Raw genomic sequence first — 25,459 nt, forward strand, 5'->3', positions numbered from 1 at the left:
AGTGAATGTTAAACTTAAGGACATTGATACTTGGGCTGCCAAGAACATGTCCACAAACTGGGTTACAGAACGAACCAAAATATTCAGAAAAACTATCTGAATTTGGAACCGTTAACTGGACACCCTAATAGTTAACTTATGTTACTATTTTCAAAAGATATGCATTATTTTCCGTTCCTCCAAATGTTTGGCTTATTGTTCTCTTTTCAAAAAAAAGGCTATTTATTTGGAGAAATAAAATAAAATGTGTAATTTTGCGGCAAATAAATTTAACTAAAGGCAATGATGTATTTTCAGACTATCAACCTCGAAATGCAATAACGCTAAAAATTATAACAATATATTATGAAAAAACTGCTAATATTGTTTATGGCCCTGACCGCTATCGGCTTTGGGGCTGAAGCACGTGAGAAAATCAATTTCGACAAAAACTGGCGATTCATACTTGCAGACTCGGCAAAGATGGAGACTCCAGAGTATAATGACTCGCGGTGGCGCAGCCTTAACGTGCCACACGACTGGGCAATAGAAGGCGACTTCTCCGCATCGGCTCCCTCGGGCAACAGCGGTGGTGCACTGCCCGGTGGAGTGGGGTGGTATAGAAAGACTTTCTCTCTGGATGCCGCCGACAAGGGCAAACAGTTTTACATCGACTTCGACGGAGTGTATATGAATGCCAAGGTGTGGATTAACGGACAACTGCTCGGACAGCGACCATATGGCTACAGTTCGTTTCGCTACGACCTAACGCCATACCTGAAGTTTGGAGGAAAGAACGTGGTGGCAGTGCGTGTGGACAACAACGACCAGCCAAACAGCCGATGGTATAGCGGCTGTGGCATCTACCGACATGTGTGGCTCGTGAAGACCGAAAAGATTCATGTGGCTCACTGGGGAACACATGTAGTGGCTGAAGGAAAGAAGGTGAACGTATCGGTAGTGGTGGACAACATGACCGGAAAGGAAGAGAGAATAGTGGTGAGAAACAAGGTGCTGGACGCAGGAGGAAAGGTCGTGGCCGAAGCGTCTAAGACTGTCACACTGCCTTCTGCCTCGCCCATGCTGCTCGTTTATCCGCCGAAGCCTGCCGACAAGTCGCTCTCCACATATCATACAACACTTACGGTGAAGCGTCCGCAGATATGGTCGTGCGAGCGTCCATATATATATAAGGTGGTAACTACAATAGAGAAGGGTGGCAAGGTGATGGACACTTACGAGACAGTTACAGGATTCCGCACTTTCCGCTTTGATGCCGCCCAGGGCTTTTCGCTCAATGGTAAGCGAATGAAGATAAACGGAGTGTGCCAGCACCACGACCTTGGCTGCCTCGGTGCCGCCATCAACGAAGATGCCCTTCATCGCCAGCTCCGTATACTGAAGGAGATGGGCACTAACGCCATACGCTGTTCTCACAATCCTCCCGCACCCGAACTGCTTGAGATGTGCGACACGATGGGACTTATAGTGATGGACGAGTCGTTTGACATGTGGCGCCGCCGCAAGACAAAGAACGACTATGCCCGCTTCTTCGACGAATGGGCAGAGCGCGACCTCACCGACTTAGTGCTACGCGACCGCAACCATCCCTCCATACTGATGTGGAGCATAGGCAATGAGGTGCTCGAACAGTGGTCATCGGCCGATGCCGACACTCTCAGTGCCGAACAAGCCAACCTCATACTCAACGCCGGGCACGACGCCTCCACACTCGCCCATGGCGAGGAGATGAGCGTCAACTCAATACTCTGCCGCAACCTCTGCGACATAGTTCGCCGCTACGACAACACACGGCCTATCACTGCTGGCTGCAACGAGCCCGACCCGAAAAACCATCTCTTCAAGAGCGGAGCATTAGACATCATTGGCTTCAACTATCACCACCAATGGGTGAAAGACGTGCCGCAGAACTTCCCTGGCATGCCGTTCATCTTCTCAGAGAGCGTGTCGGCACTGCAGACCAGGGGTTTCTACATGATGCCCTCAGATTCAGTGTACAAGGCTCCCGTGGAGTGGTGGCTGCCATATCAAGACCCTTCGTTCCAGTGCTCGGCATACGACAACATGCACGCCTCGTGGAGCTCGACCCACGAGCAGACATGGGACGTGGTGAAGCACAACGACTATGTGGGCGGACAGTTTATATGGACAGGCTTCGACTACATCGGCGAGCCTACACCATACGGTTTCCCCGCACGTAGCAGCTATTTCGGCATCGTTGACCTTGCCGGCTTCCCCAAGGACTCTTATTATATGTATCAGAGTGAGTGGACCGACCGCCAGGTGCTCCATCTCTTCCCCCACTGGAACTGGCTTGACGGCGAAGAGATAGACCTGTGGTGCTACTACAACAACGCCGACGAGGTAGAGCTGTACGTCAACGGACGTTCACAGGGCGTGAAGGCGAAGAAAGACTCTCATCAGTATCATCTCATGTGGCGAGTGAGGTTTGAGCCTGGCGAGGTGAAGGCCGTAGCACGCAAAGACGGCAAGGTAGTGGCAGAGAAGGTGATACGCACTGCCGGACAGCCCGCAGCCATTCGTCTCACTTCAGACCGCCAGCGTTTTAAGTACAATCCAAAAGGCGAGAGCCTTGCCTTCATCACTGTAGAGGTGGTAGATAAGGACGGCAACCTCTGTCCCCGCTCTGAAGACCAGATATTCTTTGAGGTGGAAGGCGGACGCATAGTGGGAGTGGATAACGGTAACCCGATATCCATGGAACGTTTTAAGGACTCCAAGCGCAAGGCGTTTAACGGCCGATGTCTCGTGGTGGTTGCCACCGATGGAGGCGATGTGAAGCTGAAGGCAAGGGGATATGGATTTGAAGAAAAGGAAGTGATAGTCTTTAAATGAATAATGAAGCACTAAATATGAAAAAAGTATTGTTTACCGCAATGTTTGCCGCAGCTTGTACAATGGTTGGCGCGCAAACCTATCTCGACCCCAATGCACCGGTCGAGGCTCGAGTGAAAGACGCTCTCTCACGCATGACACTACACGAGAAAGTGCAGATTCTACATGCGCAGAGCAAGTTTACAACACCTGGAGTGCCACGTCTTGGCATCCGCCAGCTGAACATGGCTGACGGCCCTCATGGCTGCCGTGCCGAGATAGACTGGAACTCATGGGGCTACGCCAATTGGAACAACGACTCCATCGTGGCCTTCCCGTCGCTCACCTGCTTAGCTTCCACATGGAACCGCGATCTCTCGTCGGTTTACGGACATAACGTGAGCGAGGAGTTCGCCTTCCGAGGTAAGGATATCATGCTTGGTCCGGGCACAACCATCGCCCGCTGTCCATTCAATGGCCGGAGCTTCGAGTATATGGGCGAAGACCCTTATTTGGCGGGTGAGATGGCCGTGCCCTATATCATTGCCGCACAGAAAAACGGTGTGGCTTGCTGTCTGAAACATTTCTTCCTCAACAACCATGAGGTGAACCGAATGACTGTAAATGTCAACGTATCAGAGCGTGCCGTGGAGGAGATTTATCTTCCAGCCTTCGAGAAGTGTGTGAAGCAGTCAGGACTGTGGACCATGATGGGCTCTTACAACAAGTGGCTCAACGTACACTGCTGCCAAAACGATTCGTTGCTCAACGGCATACTCAAGAAACGCTGGGGATTTGACGGAGCGGTGATAAGCGACTGGGGAGGTTGTCACGACACATGGGAGGCTGCCACAGGAGGTCTCGACATAGAGATGGGTTCGTTTACCAATGGTATGACCGCCGACAATTCACAGGGCTATAACACTTATTTCCTTGCCGACCCGTTTGAGAAACTCCTTCGCGAGGGAAAAATCTCTGAGGATGTGCTCAATGACAAGGCAGCCCGTGTGCTCCGCACCATCTTCCGCACCGCCATGAACCCCAAAAAGGTGATAGGAAAACAGTGCTCGCCCGACCATTATGCCGCCTGTCTGAAGGTAGGAGAGGAAGGTGTGGTACTTTTGAAGAATGAAAAAATTAAAGAACTAAAGAATGCAAGTATTCTGCCTCTCGACGCTTCCAAATATAACAAAATTCTCGTAGTGGGCGACAATGCTGTGCGCAACATGAGCGAAGGCGGTGGCTCGTCGGAACTGAAGACAAAGTTCGACATCTCGCCACTGCAGGGACTAAAGGCCGTTTATGGCGACAAGATAGACTTTGCGCAAGGATATGCTGCCGGACGTCCGATGTACGCACGCGTGGATGAGGTGCCCGCCGAGACTCAGGCAAAACTGAAGGCAGAGGCATTGGAGAAGGCAAAGGATGCCGACTTGATAATATTCATTGGAGGAATGAACAAAAACCACCAGCAGGACTGCGAGGGCGGCGATCGTCTTACCTACGAGCTTTCATATGGACAGAACGAGCTCATTGCCGAGCTTGCCAAGATACAGCCAAACATCATTGCCGTGATGTATGCCGGCAATCCATACGCCACACCATGGCTTCCACAGGTGAAGGCCCTGCTGCAGTGCTGGTATCTTGGCTCTATGTCGGGTGAGGCCCTTTCCAACATAATCTCAGGCAAAGTGAATCCTTCGGGCAAGCTGCCCATCACCTTTGCAAAGAAGAAGGACGACTATCCTTGCTTCCAGTATGGCGAGGAGGGTTATCCCGGCGTCAACGACCAGGTGTATTACAAGGAAGGCATCTATGTGGGCTATCGTCATTTCGACACAAAGAAGGTACAGCCCCAGTTCCCCTTCGGTTTTGGCTTGAGCTACACTACGTTTAAGTATGGCAAGCCTACGGTGAAGGCAAACGGAGAGAATTTCGAAGTGAAAGTAAGCGTCACCAACTCAGGTTCTCGTGAGGGCAAGGAAGTGGTTCAGCTCTATGTAGGCGACCTGAAGTGTTCTGTAGACCGTCCGGTAAAGGAGCTCAAGGGCTTCGAGAAGGTAAGTCTTGCTCCTGGCGAGACAAAGGTTGTGGAGTTCACCATCACTCCACGCGACCTTCAGTTCTACGACGAGCAGTCTCACCAGTGGAAGTCGGAGCCTGGCAAGTTCAAGGCATACATTGGAGCCAGCGAGCTTGACATCCGCGGAGCTGTAGAGTTTACGTTGTAATTTAAGGATTCGAAAAAAAAGAAGGTGCGGCAAATTGTCGCACCTTCTTTGTAGTTATCAGCAAAGATACTAATTTTCAACCTTCAATTTTCAATTTCCATAGGGTTTTGTTGTGTCGATATTTTCAGAGTTCCTCCATTTGAAGGAGTTGTAGTCGTCGGGCTGGGAGGGAGAGAAGTCGGTCCATTCGGGACGCAGATGCTTCACGAATGGAAGGTTGAGTTGCTTCATGCCCATAACCACCATTTTCGCCACCTCGTATGCACCGTAGGGATTAAAATGAGTGTTGTCGGCCAGTGGCTTGTCTTGTCCGGGGAACGTGTTGGCAGGATAGTGAACGAGCGATTTTTTGCTGTCTTCGTAACCTAATGTCTCGAAGAAGGTGCGTGTCATGTCGTGAAGCTCAATCACTGGTACGTTTTCCCTTCTTGCCACTTCGCGCATAGCGTCAGGATAGTCGCCGTGGGTCTCCTGAATCTTGCTGTTGGTGGCGTTGTCGAAAGCTCGGCGCTGTGTTGGCGTGATGAAGACGATATGTCCGCCAGCACTTCTCACCTTGTCGACGAAAATCTTCAGGTTATGGGCGAAATTATAATATGCCCCGCTTCCCGGTTTACGTTCTTTCTGGTCGTTATGTCCGAACTCGCAGAAGACGTAGTCTCCTTTTTTCATCATGGTGAGAATTTTTTCAAGACGGTTTTGAGCGAGGAACGACGATGTGGCGAGTCCGCTTTCGGCAAGGTTTGCCACTGCCACTTCCGGCTGGAACCATCGTGTCACCATCTGTCCCCAGCTGGCGTAGGGCTCGGTAGCCTGGTCGGTGACGGTGGAGTTGCCGCAAAGGAAGAGTGTGAGGGCGGTAGTGTCGCGTTCTATTGTTATTTCCTTTACAGCCGGTGCGTCGCCGGTGAATTCGAGAGTCAGGCAGTCGTCCCATGTGTTGATGCCTTGTTCGCGTTTGTTCAGGCGTACGTTTGTCATGTCGGCAATGTAAGGCGAGCGTTTGTTTACGATAAACGAGACGGTTTTGTATTCGCCTTTTTTCGTTGCAGTCTCCTCAACCATCAGTCGTCTGCATTCGGCTCTCACGGAAGTCTTGGCAGCACGTTTGCGGTCACCGAGTGTTACGCTGACGCGGTAGTTTCCGTCGGGCAGTTCTGCAGAGTAATAGAAAGGAGATCCTTGCTTGTCAGCTTTTGCGCTGAGGTCGGCATGAATGGCATTTGCAGACTTGAGGTAAGCAGCGAGCTTGCTGCCGCTACGTTCCAGTCCACGTGCCACGCTTTTGGCGTTCATCTTTGCGCCGAGCAGTGATGTGTGTGTGTGGTCGTGGTTGTAGTAAGCCTTTGCCTTTTCCTGTCCGATGCCATCGAGGAAGTCAGCAGAGATGTTGTGTACGTCGATGAGTTCCACTCCCGTTTCCTTTGCCACTTCTCGGTACCACTTTCCGTATGTGTTGTTTCTGCGTTCAATCTTACCCCCGGGCCATTCATTGCGAGGAGTGAGCGACAGCAGTAATGGCGTGGCACCTTTTTCCCTTACGTCCTGTATGAACTTTTTCAGATACCATCCGAAAGAGTACACCACTTCATATTTTCCTGTGCTCTTTATCTTGTATACGTGGTTTGTGTCGTTGGCACAGGCGATGGTTCCACGCTCCTTGTTGTTGTCGATGGGGCCAATGTCGTTGTGTCCGAACTGTATGAGTACGTAGTCGCCAGGTTTCAGCGAGTTGTACACTTTTTCCCATCTACCTTCGTTGAGATACGTGCGTGTGCTTCTTCCAGCCTTGGCGCAGTTTACACAGGTGACACGTGTGGAGTCAAACACGGTGTATGCCTGCGAGCCCCATCCCCACATTCCGTCTGGGTCGCTGTCGTTGTTTTTTACGGTGCTGTCACCCGTGATGAACACGACAGGTTTTCCTTTTTCGCGTTTCACTTCCACTGTGGGCAGTTCCACGTTTTGCATCATGGCTTTTAGTGGATCCAGCAGTGGGTTGTCGCTATTCATAATGCCTTCAGCCGCCGAGCGTGCATTCATTTCTGCTCCGAAGCGTGAGGTGTGTATATGGTCGGTGTAGAAGTGATATTTCTCTTTCCACGGCCCATAGCTGTCGAGTTTTGCAGCCGAAATCTCGTTAAGGTCGACGAAGGGCACGTTTTCCTGTTCTGCCACTTGTTTTGCCCACAATCCGAAAGTCTTGTTCACTCTTACTATTTTTCCCTGTTCGTCGTAAGCGTCTCGTGGAGTGAGCGACATGAGTATGGGGTTAGCACCAGCTTTTCGGCAGTCTGCGATATATTTTCTGAGATAGGTTCCGTATGTATATACAGTTTCCTTCACGCCAGTTTCCTTAATGGTAACGTTGAGCGTGTCGTGTCCTGTGCCAGGAATGCTGGCTCTTGCCCTTCCGCTGTCGTAAGGTCCGTTGTCGTTATGTCCTATGGATATGATGACCCAGTCTCCGGGTTTTATGCCTTTTCTCACGTCGGGCCACAGGCGGTTGTAGAATGTTCGGCTACTCATTCCTCCGAGGGCTTGGTTTTCTACGGTTATCTTGTTTTCGTCGAAGTAGTGTTGTGCGTAGAAGCCCCATCCCCACTGTCCGTTGTTACCGTTACCGAGCGTACCGTTTCTCATGGTAGAGTTACCGATGAGGAAGAGCACTGGGTTGTTTCCTTTTCGGCTTGTCCCGGCAGGTATGCGTGCCGTGGCTGCTTTGTTTAGACTGTCGAGCGTGTTGTCGACCACCTTGTTCACGTCTTCCATCGGCTTGCTTATCTGTGCTGATGCAGTAGCCGTGGAGAGTGCGAAAATAGTTGCTGCAAGTAGTTTCGTTTTCATATTTTTATATTATTTTGTCTTTACTGCTTTGTCTTTCAGCCAGTATCCGATGTGTGGAGGCTGGTTGTAGCTAACGTTTTGCCATGCCACCGACATTCTGTAGACATGGTCGTGCATGAGTGTGGTGACACGATAGTCGGTAGGCGTGTTGGTGGTGTAGATGTTGAGGTGGGAAGAGTCAGAGGCGTCCCAGAAGATGAGTTCTTCTCTCCAGTCGCCCATGATGTCGGCCTGAAGGTTTGGAGTGGCCTTTGTCCAGTTGCAAGTATTGGAGTTTCCCGTTTCGTATATCTGTTTTCCGTTGCCCAAAGGTAATGGCTGTGCTTCCTGTCCGTCCCATTTGTAGAGGCATGGCGGGAATAATGGCCTTCGTCTTAGGTTGCCGAGGAGTTCTTCTTCCAGGTCGCCGTCCCAGTATATTCTGAAGTTCATTGGCGCCTTGGTGTGTGCTATTATGTCACCTTTTACGTTTCTTACTGTCTGTTCGCAGATATGCCACATCTCGCATCCGCGGTGGTCAGGGTCGATGTCGGCTGCCATGCCGCGTCCGGTGTCCTCGCTGCCTGCCTGGTGGAATAGCAACTCGCCTGTGCGTGCGTCGCGCAGGTCAGCTCCATAGGGATGACTCTCGTGAACCATGAAGAATTCCAGTCCGGGGCGGTCGGGGTCGAGGTCTGCCAGATGGAAGGCGTCGCCATGACCGAGTCCGGTGGAGTAGAGTAGTGAACCGTCGTTGTTGATGGCAGCCGACCCGAAGGTGATCTCGTCGCATCCGTCGCCGTCGACGTCAGCCACGGCGATGCCGTGTGCTCCTTGTCCGTATGCCGTGGCTTTCAGTCCCTTTGCCTCTTTCACCACTGTTCCGTTACCATCATAGACTTTCCAGTCGTTGTCGCTTAGGGAAGCATGCAGCCATTTCGTGGAGAGTTGTCGCCCGTCGAAGTCCACAGCCCAGAGATACGCCATGGTATAATATCCGCGGCACATCACCGCGCTTGCTTTTCTGTCGATTCCGTCGAGATGAGCCACGCAGGCGAGGTATCGTTCTCCCCGGTTTCCCATGATGTTTTTGTCGCCCCATCCGGCATATTCCGCTTTTCCCCCTACGCCGTAAGCGCGGTTAGGGTTGTACCACACAGTGTGCAAGGCCTTGCCTGTAAGACCGTCAAACACGGTGAGCAACTCTTCTCCTTGTAGTATGCGTCCGCGTTCGGTTCGGTAGTCGGCCTTGTTGTCTATGGCGAGTATGTCGCTGTCGGTGGCAGCGAGGCTAACGAATCGGTTAGTGCCGTCGAGGCTACCAGGAGCAGTCTTGCAGATCATTTCCGCCTTGCCGTCGCCGTCGAAATCGTAAACGAGAAACTGCGTATAGTGTGCTCCGGCACGTATGTTTCGTCCAAGGTTTACGCGCCATAGCTGTTTGCCGTCAAGTTTGTAGCAGTCTATGATCACGTCGCCAGTATATCCGTCGTGAGAGTTGTCGTGAGAGTTAGAGGGGTCCCATTTCAGCATAATCTCGTACTGTCCGTCTCCGTCGACGTCGCCCACTGAGCAGTCGTTGGGCGAGTATGTGTATGTCTTTCCGTCTGGGCATGTACCGGGTTCAGGCCTGTTAACTGGTATTCTGAGGAACATGTCGTCCCAAGGTTTTATGGCCTGTGACGATTCCTCAACACCTCGTTGTTTAGTGACAATGGAGTAAAGAGAAGAACCCGTTCCTTCCTTGTCTTCAAAGTTTGTGGCGATGATGTCTGTTGCAACTTTTTCCCCGTTGCGCAATACGTCAAACCTCACGCTGTCGGTGTCGTTTGCGAGCAATCTCCAGCTGAGAAAAATTCCTCCTTGGCTTGCGGGCAAAGCCACCACTCCACGATCAATATTCTCTATTGTGTTTTTTGCCATGGCTCCGCTATAGAGAGTTAAGGCAGAAAGTGCAATTGAGATAATTCTTTGTTTCATATTAGATGCGGTTTATTCTTTCGGGTGCAAAATTACTTATAAAAGATAGAAGTCTTGCACTAAAAATTGATATTTTTCCTTGATTTTTGGCATAGATGGTACAAAAAAGTGTATGTTATTCGTGTTTTAATCCATTTTTTCTGTTGTTTTTTTGCATGTTTCAATAATAATTGGTATTTTTGCACAGATTTACTAAACCTAACAAATATGAACATAAATAATAACTCAGATTATAAACAACTTGTAAAATGTAAATATCTTTTGGCCTCTGAAAGAGACGCGAAATGGGGGCTTACGGTGAGCACTGTGGGTTATGAGGAAATAGCTCCAGGCGCATTTTACCCTACCAAAGGACATGCCTTGGGTTACTACTTCAATGTAGAGAAAGGCCGTGTGCTTGACGAGTACCAGCTGCTTTATAATCTTGAGGGAGAAGGAGTGTTCAAGTCAGCCAGTGTGCCAGAGACACACATCAGGCCTGGAGACATGTTCTTGCTCTTCCCCGGCGAATGGCACACATATCGTCCGCTTGACAATACGGGATGGAAGAGTTATTGGATAGGATTCAAGGGAAAGAATGTGGACGACAGGGTGAAAGAAGGATTCCTTTCCCCTAAAAAGCCAATATACCATGTAGGTTTCAGTATAGACATACAGCATATCTATCAGGAGGCTTACCAGACGGCGCAGGAAGAGGCAGCATACTGTCAGCAGACACTTGCAGGCATCGTGAACCATCTGATAGGGCTGATGTATTCGCTCGAGCGCAACATGCAGCTGAACACAAACTCACTTCAAGTAGATATAATAAATAAGGCACGCATGCGCATACGCGAGACACTTGAGAAAAAGGTCACCATACAAGATATTTCTCAAGAAATGGGAATAAGCTATTCAAACTTCCGAAAATTGTTTAAGGAATATACCGGAGTGGCTCCAGCCACATATCAGGACGCTCTCAGACTTCAACGTGCCAAGGAACTGTTGTCTATCACCGACGAGAGCATAAAGGAGATAGCTTATAAGCTCAACTTTGAGTCGCCAGACTATTTCTCGTCGAAATTTAAACTTAAAACAGGATACAAACCATCAGATTTTAGGGCGCTTAGCAGATAAATTTACTGAAAAGTCAAAAATTAAGGATATGAAATCAAAATCTGTTGTCTATAGTCAACGATTTATGGTACTTTTGCAACCGTAAAAACAAAATACTAACAACAACAGAACAAATGACACAACAAAAAAAACATTTCTTCGCCGCCGACCTTGGAGCCACCAGCGGAAGAACCATACTTGGCACATTGACCGACGGAAAGATAGAATTGGAAGAACTGACACGATTCGCCAATAACCTTATACAGACAGGCGGACATGTCTATTGGGATATCTATGCCCTTTACAACGAGATAGTCAACGGACTGAAGGTGGTTGCAAGAAAGGGTGTGGAGATAGAGAGTATCGGCATCGACACTTGGGGATGCGACTTCGTGTGCGTGGGTAAAGACGGGGCACTGCTGCGCAATCCGTTGGCTTACCGCGACCCGCATACCGTAGGGAAAATGGAAAAATATTTCGCCGAAAAGATGGAGAAAAGAAAAGTGTATGACAAAACAGGCATACAGTTTATGAACTTCAACTCCCTCTTTCAGCTTTATGCCATGAAAGAGGCGGAAAACACAGCCCTCGATAATGCAGAGAAAATCCTTTTCATTCCTGACGCACTCAGCTATATGCTCACCGGCAACGCTGTGTGCGAATATACCGTGGCATCGACTTCACAGATGCTGAACCCATTAACAGGCGACCTCGATGAAGACCTGATAGAAAGCATAGGATTGAAAAGATGCCAGTTTGGGAAAATGACTCACCCCGCAACAATCATTGGTACACTGACGGAAGAACTGCAGAGGGAAACAGGACTCGGTGCTGTGCCCGTGGTTGCAGTGGCAGGACACGACACCGCAAGTGCAGTGGCGGCCGTGCCGGCAGCCGACGAGCACTTCGCATACCTCAGTAGCGGAACGTGGAGCCTTATGGGTATTGAAACACCCAATGCCATCATCAATGACAGAAGCTATGAACTCAACTTCACAAATGAAGGCGGCATTGAAGGCACTACAAGATTCCTGAAGAACATCTGCGGAATGTGGATTTACGAGAGATGCAGAAAAGAATGGACCGACGTACCGCAAGGCCATGCCGAACTACAGGCTGAAGCCATGAAGCAACAGGCTTTCAGAAGTGTAGTGAACCCCGACGACCCGTCGTTTGCCAACCCAACGTCGATGGTGGAAGCCATACAGGACTACTGTCGACGCACCGGACAACCAGTGCCACAGGGATATGCCGAGATATGCAGATGCATCTTCGACAGTCTCGCCATAAGATACCGCGAGGTGTTCACATGGTTGAAGGAGATGGCAGGATTTGACATCCACGTGCTGCACATTATCGGAGGAGGCTCGCTCAACTCACATCTTAACCAGCTGACTGCCGACTGTTGCGGTGTGACAGTGATTGCAGGACCACAGGAAGGCACTGCCATCGGTAACATCATGTTGCAGGCTAAGGCTTCAGGCACTGTGAGCGACGTATGGGAAATGAGACGCATCATCGCCAATTCAATAGAAATAAAAAAATATGAACCCAAAAATTAAATAACAATGAAAACTGATTTGATTATTAAGAATTACGAGATTGCCAAGGAACGCTATGCTGAACTTGGAGTAGATACCGACAAGGCTATCGAGACACTTGAGAAAACCCCTATCTCACTCCACTGCTGGCAGGCTGACGACGTAGTGGGATTCGAAAGCGGTGCTGCTGCGTCAGGCGGTATTCAGACCACTGGAAATTATCCTGGAAAGGCACGCAACATCGACGAACTGCGTCAGGATATAGACAAGGTGGTTTCATTGCTCGCTGGTACATATCGTCTCAACCTCCACGAGATTTATGGTGAATTTGGCGGAAAGTTTGTTGACCGCGACCAGGTTGGACCGGAGCACTTCCAAGGATGGATGCAGTGGGCAAAGGAGAGAAACATGTGTCTCGACTTCAACTCCACATCGTTCTCTCACCCGAAGAGCGGTAACCTGACGTTGTCTAATCCCGACAAGGGCATACGTGATTTCTGGATAGAGCATACAAAGCGCTGCCGTCGTATTGCAGATGCCATGGGTAAGGCTCAGGGCGACCCGAGTATCATGAATATCTGGGTACACGACGGCTCGAAAGACCTGACAGTGGAAAAGATGCGCTATCGTCAGATTCTAAAGGAGAGCCTCGACGAGATACTCAAAGAGGAACTGCCTGACATGAAGCCTTGTCTCGAAGCAAAACTCTTCGGTATCGGACTAGAGGCTTACACCGTGGGCTCTCACGACTTCTTTGCAGGATACTGCTCTAAAAACAATGTAATATACACACTCGACACAGGTCACTACGAGCAGACTGAGAACGTCTCCGACGCCGTTTCGTCGCTGCTGCTGTTCGTGCCGGAGCTGATGCTCCACGTGTCTCGTCCAATGCACTGGGACTCAGACCACGTGACCCTGTTCGACGACAACACCCGCAACCTGTTCTCAGAGATGGTGCGTGCCGATGCCCTCGACCGCTGCCATATCGGCCTCGACTACTTCGACGCTTCCATCAACCGCATCGGAGCATACATCGTGGGCGTAAGGGCTGCACAGAAGTCGCTGCTTCAGGCATTCCTTGAACCGCTCGACACACTCCGCCGCTACGAGGACGAAGGCAAGCTCTTCCAGCGTCTCGCCCTTCTCGAGGAGGCAAAGACCCTGCCTATGGGTGCCGTTTACGACTACTTCAACCTCAAGAACAATATCCCCGTGGGCGAGGCTTATCTCGCTGAAGTGGAGAAGTACGAGCAGGAGATTCTTAAAGTCAGGAATTAATGGAAATCGTAATAGGATTAATAATAATAGCTATCGGAGCTTTCTGTCAAAGTAGCTGCTATGTGCCCATCAACAGGATAAAGAACTGGAGTTGGGAGAGCTATTGGATAGTGCAGGGAGTGTTCGCTTGGCTGTTACTACCATTGGGAGGTGCCTTGCTCGCCGTGCCGGGCGGGCACTCCCTTTGCGAGTTGTTCTCTTCCGACAATGCGTTCAACATCACGATGACCATGCTCTTCGGTGTGCTTTGGGGTGTCGGAGGCCTTACCTTCGGACTCTCCATGCGTTACCTTGGAGTCGCTCTCGGACAGAGCATCGCCCTTGGCACCTGTGCCGGACTGGGCACCATCATGGGACCGGTGTTGCTCAACATCTTCTTCCCCGAACAAGACGCGCTCTCGTCGCTCACCCTGTCGGTGATTGTAGGAGTAGTGGTGACACTTCTCGGTATTGCCGTCATCGGCGTGGCAGGAGGAATGAAGTCAGCGTCGCTGTCAGAAGAAGAAAAGAAGGCAGCCGTAAAGGACTTCAACTTCCCAAAGGGACTTACCATCGCCCTTCTTGCGGGATTCATGAGCGGATGTTTCAACGTTGGATTGGCTTTTGGAGCCGACATCAACTTTGGCAGTCTCACTCCCGACATGTACAAGACCTTGCCAGCCACAATGCTTGTCACCGTAGGCGGATTCATCACCAATGCCATCTATTGTTTTTATCAAAACAGCAAAAACAATACATGGGGAGATTATGCCAAAGGTGAAGTATGGGGCAACAATGCCTTGTTCTGCCTCCTTGCGGGTGGTTTGTGGTACAGCCAGTTCTTCGGACTGTCGTTGGGTAAGGGTTTCCTTACCGAGTCGCCCACGCTCACAACCCTGTCGTTCTGCATTCTGATGGCTCTCAACGTTGTGTTCTCCAATGTATGGGGCATCATACTGAAAGAGTGGAAGGGCTGTTCGAAGAAGACTATCGCCGTCCTCATAGTAGGTATCGTTATTCTTATCGTGTCGAGCTTCCTGCCGCAGATGATATAACTCAAGGTTCGCATTGGCTCAACTTCTTTAACTTCACATTCTTGCTAAAGTTAAAGACAAAATAATAGATTATGAAAAGATTTGCATTTAAGATGTACCTCAAGAAAGGGTGCGAGAAAGAATATGAAAAGCGTCACGCCGCCATTTGGCCAGAACTGGTCAAGATGATAAAGGAGCAAGGCGTCAGCGACTACAGCATATTCTGGGACAAAGACACAAATATCCTCTTTGCCGTTCAGAAATGCGACAAGGACACAAATTCTCAGGACACCACCGACGTGGATCCAATAACTCAGAAATGGTGGGATATGATGGCTGACATCATGGAAGTCAATCCCGATAACTCACCAGTAAGCATTCCACTTCAGGAAGTGTTCCATTTGGATTAGAAATAATGTGGAGTGGGGAGAGAGACTCCTCACTCCATATAATATTATCTCGGCAGGTTAAACGCCCTCGTCATTTCCGCCATTTCCTCCTGGCTCATGCCGTCAGGCTCAAAGCCCATACACTTGGCGTTTATATATATCTTTGCGCTCTTCGACAAAACGTCAATCTGGTCGAAAGCGTCCATGACATCAAGACCTTTGGCAAACACGCCATGCTTCTCCCACATCACCACATCATAGTCCTCAAGCTCACGCAGTGTGCCGTCGGCAAGGGCAAGACTGCCTGGAAGAGTGTAAGGCACGATGCCAAGACCTAACGGACAGAATGCCTTAGTCTCAGGAATCATGCTCCAAAGAAGATTACTTAATACATCCTTACCCATAAACGCCTTGTTGTGGCTCATGGCAATAAGCTCGATAGGATGAGTATGGACAGTGGCGTTGTAGCTCATGCCCTTCTCAATCATGCGTGCATGTACACTCAGATGGCTTGGAAGTTCTGACGTGGGCATAACCGCATTGTCGGCAATAATCACATAACTCGCACAGTCGTCGAGAATCCTGATGATTGAACCGTTCTCCATCGGCCATCGGGCAAGGTCGCGCATGCGCTTGCCAGTTCCCTTACAGAAAAAATATGCGCCCTTGAGAGCAGGCAATGAGGTGCCAATCTGCATAACACCGCTTATGGCAGGCATATTCCTAATCTCGTCGTCAACCATATTTGTCACGTTAACCGTGATATTTCCACCGTTGCGCTCAGCCCAACCGTTTTGCCACAGATAGCCAGCCACCTCGGCAATTTTCTCCACCTCTTTTCTTAGGGCGGGACGTCCTTCAAGAATACTTTTCATTGTTATAATTTTGCTTTATCTATAAAAAATTGTTTTCTGATTGCAAAATTACTCTTTATTCACTTCTTAGAACCTTCTCTTTTGACAATAAAACATAGACTTTTGATATATTGAAGATTCCTTAACAATTATTGGTAAACCAATGTGCAAAACAGTTGAGGGAAATGAAGATTTTTTTGTACTTTTGCCAAAAGAAAAAACAAACGACAATAATCTTATGGATAAAAAACATTTTTTTGCCACATTTGCCCTGGCTACTGCCATCGCCATGCCAACTACGGTAGTGGCACAGAATGCCAAAAAAGTCTTGTTGCCTTCCCCTACGAAGGAAGCAAAACCCGGACTGAGATGGTGGTGGCTCGGGTCGGCAGTGGATAAGCAAAACCTGAAATGGTGTCTCGGAGAGTATGCCAGGAAAGGCGTTGGAGCTGTAGAGATAACTCCTATCTATGGAGTGCAGGGAAACGAAGCTAACGACATCCCGTTTTTATCGCCTAAATGGATGGAGATGCTTTCGGTTGTGGAACAAGAAAATAGTACACTTGACATTGAAACCGGAATGGCTACAGGAACAGGATGGCCTTTCGGCGGTCCGTGGGTGCCTATCGACGAGGCGGCATGCAAGGCTTTCGCCGTAGATACTATTGTCAACAGCAGTGTAGTCATCGATAACATTGAATTCCCAATACCACAAAAGGAAAAAAGCTTTGCAAAGCTGAAGGTGGTGAGAAGTTTTCCCGTCGAAGGACAGAATGACAGACAGAGGGTCATCGCATTGTTTGAAAGCAGGACAAGACAAAAGGTGAAACGCGCCGCTCCAGGAGGCGAGGGATATGTGATAGACCACTTCGACTCCACTGCCGTGGCAAACTATCTGAGCCATATATCCGAAGCGTTTGAAAAAAACAACACGCCTTTCCCGCACACGTTTTTCAACGACAGTTATGAGGTGTATGGCGCTAACTGGACACCGACACTCTTCTCCGAATTTGAAAAGAGAAGGGGATACAGGCTTGAAAACGTGCTCGACAAGTTTGTCGACGGCGACCAAAAGGTGGTGAGCGACTATCGTGAAACCCTCTCCGACATGCTCTTGAACAACTTCACGCGCCAGTGGACACAATGGGCTCATAGCCATGGGGCAATAACACGCAACCAGGCTCACGGCTCGCCCGCCAATCTCATAGACTGTTATGCTGCCGTAGACATACCAGAGATCGAAGGCTTCGGACTTACCGATTTCGGAATAAGAGGACTGCGCACCGACTCGGGATATACACGACGCAACGACAGCGACCTGAGCATGCTGAAATACGCTCCGTCGGCGGCTCACATCACAGGCAAGCGATACACCTCGAGCGAGACGTTCACATGGCTTACAGAACATTTCCGCACATCGCTAAGTCAGATGAAACCAGATCTCGACCTCATGTTCTGTGCCGGAGTCAACAGAATGTTCTTCCATGGAGCGGCATACTCGCCAAAAGACGAGCAGTGGCCGGGATGGAGATTCTACGCCTCGGTGGACATGAGTCCAGCCAACAGCATCTGGCGAGACGCCGACTATCTTATGAAATATATCTTAGAGTGTCAGACATGGCTGCAATGGGGCGAGCCCGACAACGACTTCCTCGTCTACTTGCCAGTAAGAGACATGTGGAGAAGAGACACCAAAAACTGGCTCATGCAGTTTGACATCCATTCCATGGCAAAGAAAGCACCCGACTTCATACGCACCATTCTCGACATCGACCGAAAAGGCTTCGACTGCGACTACATCAGCGACCGACTCTTGCTTTCTACCTCCGCCTCCAAGGGAATGGCAAAGACGGAAGCCGGAACAACCTATCGGGGAATAATCATTCCCGAAGGATGTGTCATGCCGGAAGCCGTGAAAGCCCATCTCGACTCGCTTTCGCAAAACGGCGTGAAAATAATAAAAGGTGTGGATGAAGCGGCAATGAAAACAGCTGCTGCACCAGAGAAAATGAAGACAAGGCTCGGACTGAAGATGATAAGAAGGCAGAATCCTTACGGATGCCATTACTTCATTGCAAACCTCTCGCCTGAAGACATCGACGAGACCGTGGAGGTGGCCATGGCAAATGAATATATGACATGGTTTGACCCGATGACATCACGCTTCTATGAAGCAGGACACAACGGAAAGAAGGTGAGAATAAGACTGAAAAGCGGAGAAAGCAGATTCTTGCTCTGCTCCAGTCTACCAGTGGATGCAGAAAAGCAAACAGAAGAAACAGGACATACTCTCAATCTCACCAACAACAAATGGAAACTCTCCTTTGTGGACGACCAGCCCCGCGTAGGACAGACATTTAAGCTAAAAGCACTCACCACATGGGAAAACCTCTCCGACAGTGCCGCCGTAACTATGGGCACCGGTGTATACGAAACCTCATTCTCTCTTACCGAACAACAGGCAAGGGAAAAATGGACCATCGACCTGGGCGATGTAAGGGAAAGCGCAAGGGTTTATATAAATAATGTATATATAGGATGTGCATGGGCTGTGCCTTTCCAACTCGACTGCGGAACATCACTCCGAAAAGGAAAAAACACACTAAGAATAGAAGTCACCAACCTGCCCGCAAACAGAATAGCTGACATGGACCGAAAAGGCATCCCTTGGAGAAAGATGAAGGAAATAAACGTAGTGGATATAAACTACAAAAAAACATCATACGCCGAATGGAAACCAGTGAAAAGCGGCATTAGCAATGTGCTCTTGAGACAAATGGAAAATTAAACTCAACTTATGAAAAAAATATTTATTACCTTGATTGGTGTCTTGCTGATTAACATACACGCAACGGCACAAAACACGACAACGGGAGATATACTCGATGTCGTAAGACGTACTAACGACTATTTCATGAAGAAGTATGACGACCCCACAAAGGATACTTTCGTGAAAAAAGTAAGAACCAGCAACCTCTGGACAAGAGCGGTGTATTACGAAGGTCTAATGGCTCTCTACGAAATAGACCCGCAACAACGCTACATCGACTACACCGACAAGTGGGCAGACTATCACAAATGGACCGCACGACATGGAGTGAAAGCCACCGACGCCGACGACCAGTGCTGCCAGCAGACATACATTGACCGACACGTGATGAGCGGCTACAAGAAAGACATGACCCATGTGAAGGAAAACCTCGACCTGCAGATGGCATCCGGACGCAACGACTACTGGACTTGGATAGACGCAATACAGATGGCAATGCCCGTATATGCAAAATACGCCAAGCTCACAGGAGAGAGGAAATATCTCGACTATGCCATGAACTCCTACAGATGGAGCCGCGACACACTCGCAGGAGGACTCTTCAACAAAAAGGAAGGACTCTGGTGGAGAGACAAAGACTACGTGCCGCCTTACAAGGAGAAAGACGGAAAAAACTGCTACTGGAGCCGTGGCAACGGATGGGTCTACGCGGCACTCGTGAGAGTGATGGAGACTCTGCCCGATGGCGACCACGCAAAAGCTGAACTCAAAGCCGACTTCCTGCGCATGAGCAAGGCACTGCTGAAATGCCAGAGAAAAGACGGATTCTGGAATGTCAGCCTCGTGTCGCCCGTGACATTCGGCGGACCGGAGATGACCGGAACAGCCCTCTTCCTCTACGGCATGGCATGGGGAGTGAACCACGGACTGCTCCCTGAGAAAACCTATCGCACCCCGATGGAGAAGGCATGGAAGGCCATCGCCTCGTGTGTTCACGACAATGGCTTCATCGGCTACAATCAGGGAACGGGCAAAGACCCGTCGGCAGGACAACCCGTGACATTCACGTCTGAGCCAGACTTCGAAGACTACGGCACAGGATGCTTCATCCTCGGAGCAGTGGAATACTACCGCCTGATATCGGGATTCAACGACAAATGGCCCGACGGTACCGTCATGTCGCCATGGTTCAACAACCGCACAAAGGTGAACCCCGCTTCACTTGGAACCCGCTATGTGGTGACAGAACATGGAGTGAAATCCGACAGCACCCTTATACAGACATCCGCCCTACAGGCAGTCATCGACAAAGCCGCTGACAACGGCGGCGGGGTAATCGTCATACCCAAAGGCACATTCCTCAGCGGAGCGCTCTTTTTCCGCCAAGGCACTCATCTCAACATAGAGGAAGGCGGAAAACTCAAGGGCAGCGAATACATAGCCGACTTCCCAATACTTGAAACACGTATTGAAGGACAGACATGCAAATACTTCGCCGCCCTCGTCAACGCCGACCGCCTCGACGGATTCACCATCACGGGCAAGGGAACCATCGACGGCAACGGCCACCACTACTGGGAAGAGTTTTGGATAAGAAGAAAATGGAATCCGCAGTGTACAAACAAAGACGAACAGCGCCCCAGACTCGTCTATATCTCCAACTGCCACAACGTCACTGTACAAGACGTCAAGCTGCACAACAGTCCTTTCTGGACCAACCATATCTACAACTCCGACCACGTGCGCTATCTCGACTGCCACATCTTTGCCCCCACCACAGGCATTAAGGCCCCAAGCAGCGACGCCATCGACATCGACGTGTGCCATGACGTGCTCATCGACGGATGCTACATGTCGGTCAACGACGACGCAGTGGCAATCAAGGGCGGCAAGGGAACATGGGCAGACAAGGCTCCCGAAAATGGAGCCAACACAAACATCCTTATACAGAACTGCCGCTACGGAGTGGTACACGGATGTCTCACACTCGGGAGCGAGAGCGTTTACGACCGTAATATCGTGCTGCGCAACATAGAGGTAAACAAGGCAAACCGAGTGCTCTGGCTGAAGATGCGCCCTGACACACCACAGCATTACGAATACGTCACTGTCGACAATATCCACGGCACCACAGGCTCCTTCCTCGTAGTACGCCCATGGACACAGTTCTTCAAGCCCGAAGACCGTGCCGACATGCCGCTCAGCCAATGCAACGACATAGTGATGAGAAACATCACCATGGAATGTCGCAACTTCTTCGATGTGGGTACCAGCGAGAAATATAAGCTGAAGAACTTCACTTTCGAGAATATCAACGCCACCGACGAAAAACAAGCCTTCGACCCGCAACTTATAGAAGGCACCGTGGTGAAGAATGTGGTGATAGCTAATAAAAACTGTTAATTATTTTGCAGTTTGGCAGATTTCCATTACCTTTGCAGCAATAATGAAAACAAAAAGAATAATGAAGAAAACATTACTTTTGGCCCTGACTGCTTCCGCCATTGCCTTACTGGCATGCAAGGAAACGAAGAAAAGCACCGACATTATTGTGAAGAAGGTAGAGAAAAAGGCTCCTGCGGCTCCTGTCAGAATGCAGGAGTACAACCAGACATCAGAGGCCACACTCGCAAACAGTCATCTCAATTGTGTCATCCACCGACAGGCTGACGACAGTCTGGCAATGGTGAAAGATGAGACAGGACAGAAATACTACGATAACATCATCTCGCTCACCATCACCCGCGACGACGGCTCGACGTTCTTCAGTCGCACATTCACCAAAAAGTCGTTCGATTCATGTCTTGACGACGACTATAGGAATACCGGCATTCTCGAAGGCCTCGTGTTCGACAAGGTCAGCAACGGCACACTACGGTTTGCTGCCAGCGTGAGTCATCCGGGCACCGACGAGTACATCCCCATTGTTCTCACCATCGACCGCTTCGCGAATGTGAGCATAAAGCGTGACACACAACTTGACACCAGTTCAGAAGAAGAGGAAGACCTTTAGGCCTTCCTCTTTATTTTCAAGGGCACTCTTTGCACCTTTTTACGTATTCCTTTTTCTCAACTTTTTTCGCTATGCTCAAAGAATAGACAACTTGGAAGAATACTTTGTATTTCTCTGCTTCCAATGTCTGGATAAAATCCCCTAATACCGACTGCAATTTGAAAGATGCAATTGCAGGAACATTCTCCATTGTCACAATATCTGGGCGCACTTCTTTTACCAAACGTCCAAATTCATAAAGGAGGTTGTACTTATTCTCGTCTTTGTTCTTGTTTTTGAATGCGTATGACGAAAAGGGCTGACAAGGAGCACAACCAGCTAAAACCTTAATAGCTTTCTTTGAATACAATGGTACGATATCCTCTTTCTGAACATCCCTTATATCTTTGTATACAAACTTGGCCTTGTTATTAGTTTCATATGCATATTGGCAAGTCCAATCCAAATCAAAGCCCGTCAGAATCTTGAACCCTTTTGACTTCATGCCATAGCTCAGTCCTCCTATTCCGCAGAACAGGTCAACCACTTCAATCTTTGGAAGTCGCCCCTTTCTCTTATGTGGTTTTGTGGCTTCCATTTCTACTTCTCTGTAAGGTTTCCATACAGAAACCCCTTTAGCGGTTCCAAATACTCCGCATTCAAATTCCAATGTAGGATATTTTCGAAGTTGCGGTTTGCATCTTTTATCAGTTTCTTCTGGGTCTTTGACGTGCCTAGCAAAGTTTCAAGATAGGCGTAAATCTTGGTCTTTTTGGCAGGGATGGTCAATGTGGGAGGAGTTTTTGTCGGAATCCACACCTTTGCAAGTTCTCCTTCGTATGTTTGCCAGCAATTCATTACGGGCTGGTTATTGGGGTTGATGATGTTTTCAAGCAAGTCTTCCAATGCACCTACATCTTTGTTGTTCGGCAAGAGGAATAATTCAAACTCCACGCCAAATTCTTCTTTGATGGCAAGCAGTTCGGCACGACGGGATTCTGTATCTTCGTCTGCATCGAAAATGACGAGGTTAATGCCTCCCATATCAGTATTCTGACGCATGGCGCCTATGGCATCTTCAGACTTCAGTTTCTGATAACCACCAGTGTCTCCATCTTTTCCAGGATGTGTAATACTGTCTTTAGGGGCTTTCTCACCGAAAATGTGATGATAGTAATCCTCAAAGAATTTTTTGTCACCATCGCCCTCTACTATGATCTGAAACCTTTTCATTACACCAATCCTCTAAGTTCAACATCGTTTTCACATGCTCCGCTTAGGCCCTCAAAAGTGTACTTATAGGCTTGATGTCCTTTTATTGGAGTCTTAGCGAGTGTATATAACCGCATCCCTTGTTGATACTCAGGATGTTCTTCCAGCATTTCATTCAAATGGCTTAGCGTTTCTTTGCTATGAGTGGTAACAAACACCTGCTTGTTTGTTGTGGTTGCCAGCGCAAAGATGGCTTCCCACAGTTTCTTGTAAGCAGAATAGTGTAAGCCATTTTCAATCTCGTCTATCAGAAGTATATTGTTCATGGGATTGGCAGACGCAGCCACAATATTCAGATAACGGCGAAGACCATCACCTTGCATGTTAACCGCCAACAACTGATTGATGCCTTCCAAGCCTACGTAAGCGACATTATTCAAAATCTCCAATGTGGTGATACGGCTATCGAAATGCCTCAATTGCTCTATTACGGTATCTTTTAACCTGCGCTTTGCCAATTCAACCAAGTCATTAGCGGGATTACCTGCAGCCAAGTCTGAAGATAAAAAAGCGACACTATTCTTTTCCAAATATCCTTCTGCCAGTTTCTTGTTAGATATCAACCCTTGCTGATTGACTGTCAAGCTGCACTCGTGAGTACTCTTATGTTGTCCGGCTTCAACATCGAAAAGCATCTTCAATGTATTCAGGAAAGTTTTTGTTTCTGAGGTAGGAATCTGTCCGTTTTGCAAATCCGGTTGTGACTTCTCATCAAAGACATAGGTCAACTCTAAAGACAAGTGGCGCTTGGTGTCGTCAAATAATACGGAAGATGTCTCCGGCTTTACATTTAAGTTATAATTATGGAACATATAGCCCAAGTCTGCAAAACTGCTATAATTTCGAGACCTGATAGAATTGATAGTCTGAGGCAGGTCCGGGTTGGACATCCCCATCATCAGCAAAAGGCATTCAAGGACAGAACTTTTTCCTGAGCTATTCTGCCCCAGGAGTATATTAACACGGGAAAAGTCATCTATCTTCAGATGGTCAATACCTCTAAAGTTCTTTATTTCAATATTTTTGAATCCATCCATAATATTATGGTTCTTTTGATTTGACTACTTGTTTGTGCAGATCAATGTCCTGACATCGACATCTAAAACTTATGCAATCTCTGTTAATTGTGGCAGTGATGGTTGATGCATATTGGTACACCACTTACTCACGGTAACGGCAGAAACACCCAACTGCCCTGCCAACCATTTACTCGTCTTCTGGTTCTCAACAAGAACTACTTTGATTCTATTAAGAGGTCTTTCGCTCCTCTTTATTTAATTAAAATCGAGTGCAAATATAATAAATATCAGTGTCTTCACCAAAGAATAATCAAGAAAAGCGGTTTTGAACGGTTGTAAATTAAGCTTTTTTTGCACAAATGCAATATTATTGGCGCACGCAGATTCAACAAGCAAGTGCATAATCACAATAAATCCCCGAAACCGCTTGCACTCAGATTTTGGGGATAATTATTAATGAAATCAAAAGGACAGGTACATCGACTCGAAAGAGTGAACCAAGGTATCTGACCCTATGACCCTGAATATTCGTACCTCTGTTGCTCAAATAAAGAACCATTCGCTGCTTGTCCCGACTTTTGAATGAAAAAACATGGGGAAAAGTTTGGATATGTGGCGGAATTTTTGTAATTTTGCACTGCTTTTTTGAATAAGGAGCCGATGAACGCCGAAGAATATTGCCAAAAACCCTTCACTCTTCACTTTTGTGGTGTAAGTTGCTGAGGGTCAGGAAAATATCGGAGTGAAGGGTTGCTCCAACCCTTCACCACCCTTCACTACCCTTCACTGGGCTGATTCTCCGGGGCGAATCGATTGTTTAACTTAAAATCTTTAATAATGGAAAAATTTTCAGGAACGTCAGAAATGACAGGAAACCAAATGCTGGTCTTCGAGGTTGAGGCCTATCTGGAAGAGAACTTTGAGTTTCGCAGAAATGTGGTGAGCGGCAAGACCGAATATCGCGCCATAAACTGCAAAGAGTGGACAATTTTGACAGAAGAGGCGCTGAACTCCATTGTCCGTGAGGCAAAGAAGCATGGAATTGGAGACGACAAGTCGCCACGGCAAGACATCAATGAGTATGTCATGTCTAATGCCGTGAAGAGGTACAGTCCCGTTTGCGACTTCCTCGAAACCTTGCCCAAGTGGGACGGACAGAACCACATTGCAGGACTCTTCAACCGCATTCCAGGCATGACAACGGAAACTATGGGCTGGTGTGCCGTGTGGTTTCGGTCAATGGTGGCGCACTGGCTGCAGATGGACAGCCAACACGGCAACGAGACTGTCCCTGTGCTTATCGGAAGGCAAGGTTGCGGCAAGAGCACGTTCGCTCTCCGACTTTTGCCAGAGAGCCTCAG

The 25,459-nt window shown here is 48.7% G+C and carries 17 protein-coding genes and 2 pseudogenes; 11 read left to right on the forward strand and 8 right to left on the reverse strand.

The window, feature by feature from the left end; genetic code table 11:
- Positions 1 to 345 precede the first annotated feature (345 nt).
- Complete coding sequence (locus CIK98_RS01040; protein ID WP_094382445.1) at positions 346 to 2,856, forward strand: glycoside hydrolase family 2 TIM barrel-domain containing protein; 2,511 nt, start codon at positions 346 to 348, stop codon at positions 2,854 to 2,856.
- Between the two features lie 17 nt (positions 2,857 to 2,873).
- Positions 2,874 to 5,066 (forward strand): glycoside hydrolase family 3 C-terminal domain-containing protein, encoded by a 2,193-nt coding sequence (locus CIK98_RS01045; RefSeq protein ID WP_094382458.1) that lies wholly within the window; start codon positions 2,874 to 2,876, stop codon positions 5,064 to 5,066.
- Between the two features lie 90 nt (positions 5,067 to 5,156).
- Here CIK98_RS01045 and CIK98_RS18590 read toward each other — a convergent pair whose 3' ends face one another.
- The 3 genes and pseudogenes from CIK98_RS18590 to CIK98_RS01055 all read right to left on the reverse strand — a co-directional run bounded on the left by CIK98_RS18590 (position 5,157) and on the right by CIK98_RS01055 (position 9,872).
- Positions 5,157 to 6,284: a rhamnogalacturonan acetylesterase gene (locus tag CIK98_RS18590; protein ID WP_253249602.1), complete on the reverse strand. Its 1,128-nt coding sequence runs from the start codon at positions 6,282 to 6,284 to the stop codon at positions 5,157 to 5,159.
- A gap of 12 nt (positions 6,285 to 6,296) precedes the next feature.
- Positions 6,297 to 7,913: pseudogene (locus CIK98_RS18595) on the reverse strand (rhamnogalacturonan acetylesterase); the annotation flags it as partial.
- Between the two features lie 9 nt (positions 7,914 to 7,922).
- The gene (locus CIK98_RS01055) at positions 7,923 to 9,872 is read right to left on the reverse strand and encodes a rhamnogalacturonan lyase (protein WP_094382446.1); all 1,950 of its coding nucleotides are present in this window, start codon (positions 9,870 to 9,872) and stop codon (positions 7,923 to 7,925) included.
- A gap of 207 nt (positions 9,873 to 10,079) precedes the next feature.
- On the opposite strand from CIK98_RS01055, the gene CIK98_RS01060 reads away from it, so the two are divergent.
- The 5 genes from CIK98_RS01060 (at position 10,080) to rhaM (ending at position 15,212) form a co-directional block, all read left to right on the forward strand.
- Positions 10,080 to 10,988: an AraC family transcriptional regulator gene (locus tag CIK98_RS01060; RefSeq protein WP_094382447.1), complete on the forward strand. Its 909-nt coding sequence runs from the start codon at positions 10,080 to 10,082 to the stop codon at positions 10,986 to 10,988.
- Positions 10,989 to 11,101: 113 nt separating this feature from the next.
- A complete protein-coding gene (gene rhaB / locus CIK98_RS01065; protein ID WP_094382448.1) occupies positions 11,102 to 12,529 on the forward strand; it encodes a rhamnulokinase in 1,428 nt (475 codons plus the stop codon).
- 6 nt (positions 12,530 to 12,535) lie between these two features.
- Positions 12,536 to 13,789, forward strand: a complete 1,254-nt coding sequence (locus CIK98_RS01070; protein WP_094382449.1) for an L-rhamnose isomerase — start codon at positions 12,536 to 12,538, stop codon at positions 13,787 to 13,789.
- Complete coding sequence (locus CIK98_RS01075; RefSeq protein ID WP_094382450.1) at positions 13,789 to 14,823, forward strand: L-rhamnose/proton symporter RhaT; 1,035 nt, start codon at positions 13,789 to 13,791, stop codon at positions 14,821 to 14,823. Before CIK98_RS01070 ends, CIK98_RS01075 begins: the two co-directional genes overlap by 1 nt.
- Positions 14,824 to 14,894: 71 nt before the next feature.
- Positions 14,895 to 15,212 (forward strand): L-rhamnose mutarotase, encoded by a 318-nt coding sequence (rhaM, locus tag CIK98_RS01080; protein ID WP_094382451.1) that lies wholly within the window; start codon positions 14,895 to 14,897, stop codon positions 15,210 to 15,212.
- Positions 15,213 to 15,256: 44 nt separating this feature from the next.
- Here the strand turns inward: rhaM and rhaD are convergent, their stop codons facing one another.
- A complete protein-coding gene (rhaD, locus tag CIK98_RS01085; RefSeq protein ID WP_094382452.1) occupies positions 15,257 to 16,066 on the reverse strand; it encodes a rhamnulose-1-phosphate aldolase in 810 nt (269 codons plus the stop codon).
- A 217-nt stretch (positions 16,067 to 16,283) separates the two neighbouring features.
- Between rhaD and CIK98_RS01090 the strand changes: the two genes are divergently transcribed.
- The 3 genes from CIK98_RS01090 to CIK98_RS01100 all read left to right on the forward strand — a co-directional run bounded on the left by CIK98_RS01090 (position 16,284) and on the right by CIK98_RS01100 (position 21,828).
- Positions 16,284 to 18,833 carry a glycosyl hydrolase gene (locus CIK98_RS01090; protein WP_253249601.1) on the forward strand — a complete coding sequence of 850 codons (2,550 nt, stop codon included), beginning with the start codon at positions 16,284 to 16,286 and terminating at the stop codon, positions 18,831 to 18,833.
- 9 nt (positions 18,834 to 18,842) lie between these two features.
- Positions 18,843 to 21,218, forward strand: coding sequence for a glycoside hydrolase family 88 protein (locus tag CIK98_RS19010; protein ID WP_094382453.1), 2,376 nt, complete (start codon positions 18,843 to 18,845; stop codon positions 21,216 to 21,218).
- Positions 21,219 to 21,279: 61 nt separating this feature from the next.
- A complete protein-coding gene (locus tag CIK98_RS01100; protein WP_172409765.1) occupies positions 21,280 to 21,828 on the forward strand; it encodes a DUF4738 domain-containing protein in 549 nt (182 codons plus the stop codon).
- An 82-nt stretch (positions 21,829 to 21,910) separates the two neighbouring features.
- Here the strand turns inward: CIK98_RS01100 and CIK98_RS01105 are convergent.
- The 4 genes and pseudogenes from CIK98_RS01105 to CIK98_RS18600 all read right to left on the reverse strand — a co-directional run.
- A pseudogene (locus CIK98_RS01105) lies at positions 21,911 to 22,405 on the reverse strand (DNA cytosine methyltransferase); the annotation flags it as partial.
- Positions 22,406 to 22,407: 2 nt separating this feature from the next.
- Positions 22,408 to 23,040, reverse strand: coding sequence for a DUF3226 domain-containing protein (locus CIK98_RS01110; protein WP_094382455.1), 633 nt, complete (start codon positions 23,038 to 23,040; stop codon positions 22,408 to 22,410).
- Positions 23,040 to 24,116: an ATP/GTP-binding protein gene (locus CIK98_RS01115; RefSeq protein WP_094382456.1), complete on the reverse strand. Its 1,077-nt coding sequence runs from the start codon at positions 24,114 to 24,116 to the stop codon at positions 23,040 to 23,042. Before CIK98_RS01115 ends, CIK98_RS01110 begins: the two co-directional genes overlap by 1 nt.
- Positions 24,117 to 24,185: 69 nt before the next feature.
- Complete coding sequence (locus CIK98_RS18600; protein WP_094382457.1) at positions 24,186 to 24,353, reverse strand: transcriptional regulator; 168 nt, start codon at positions 24,351 to 24,353, stop codon at positions 24,186 to 24,188.
- A gap of 582 nt (positions 24,354 to 24,935) precedes the next feature.
- Between CIK98_RS18600 and CIK98_RS01125 the strand changes: the two genes are divergently transcribed.
- A partial coding sequence (locus CIK98_RS01125; protein ID WP_216358945.1) for a virulence-associated E family protein occupies positions 24,936 to 25,459 on the forward strand: 524 nt, incomplete at its 3' end.

It is taken from the genome of Prevotella sp. P2-180 (genome assembly GCF_002251435.1).
Classification (GTDB): domain Bacteria; phylum Bacteroidota; class Bacteroidia; order Bacteroidales; family Bacteroidaceae; genus Prevotella.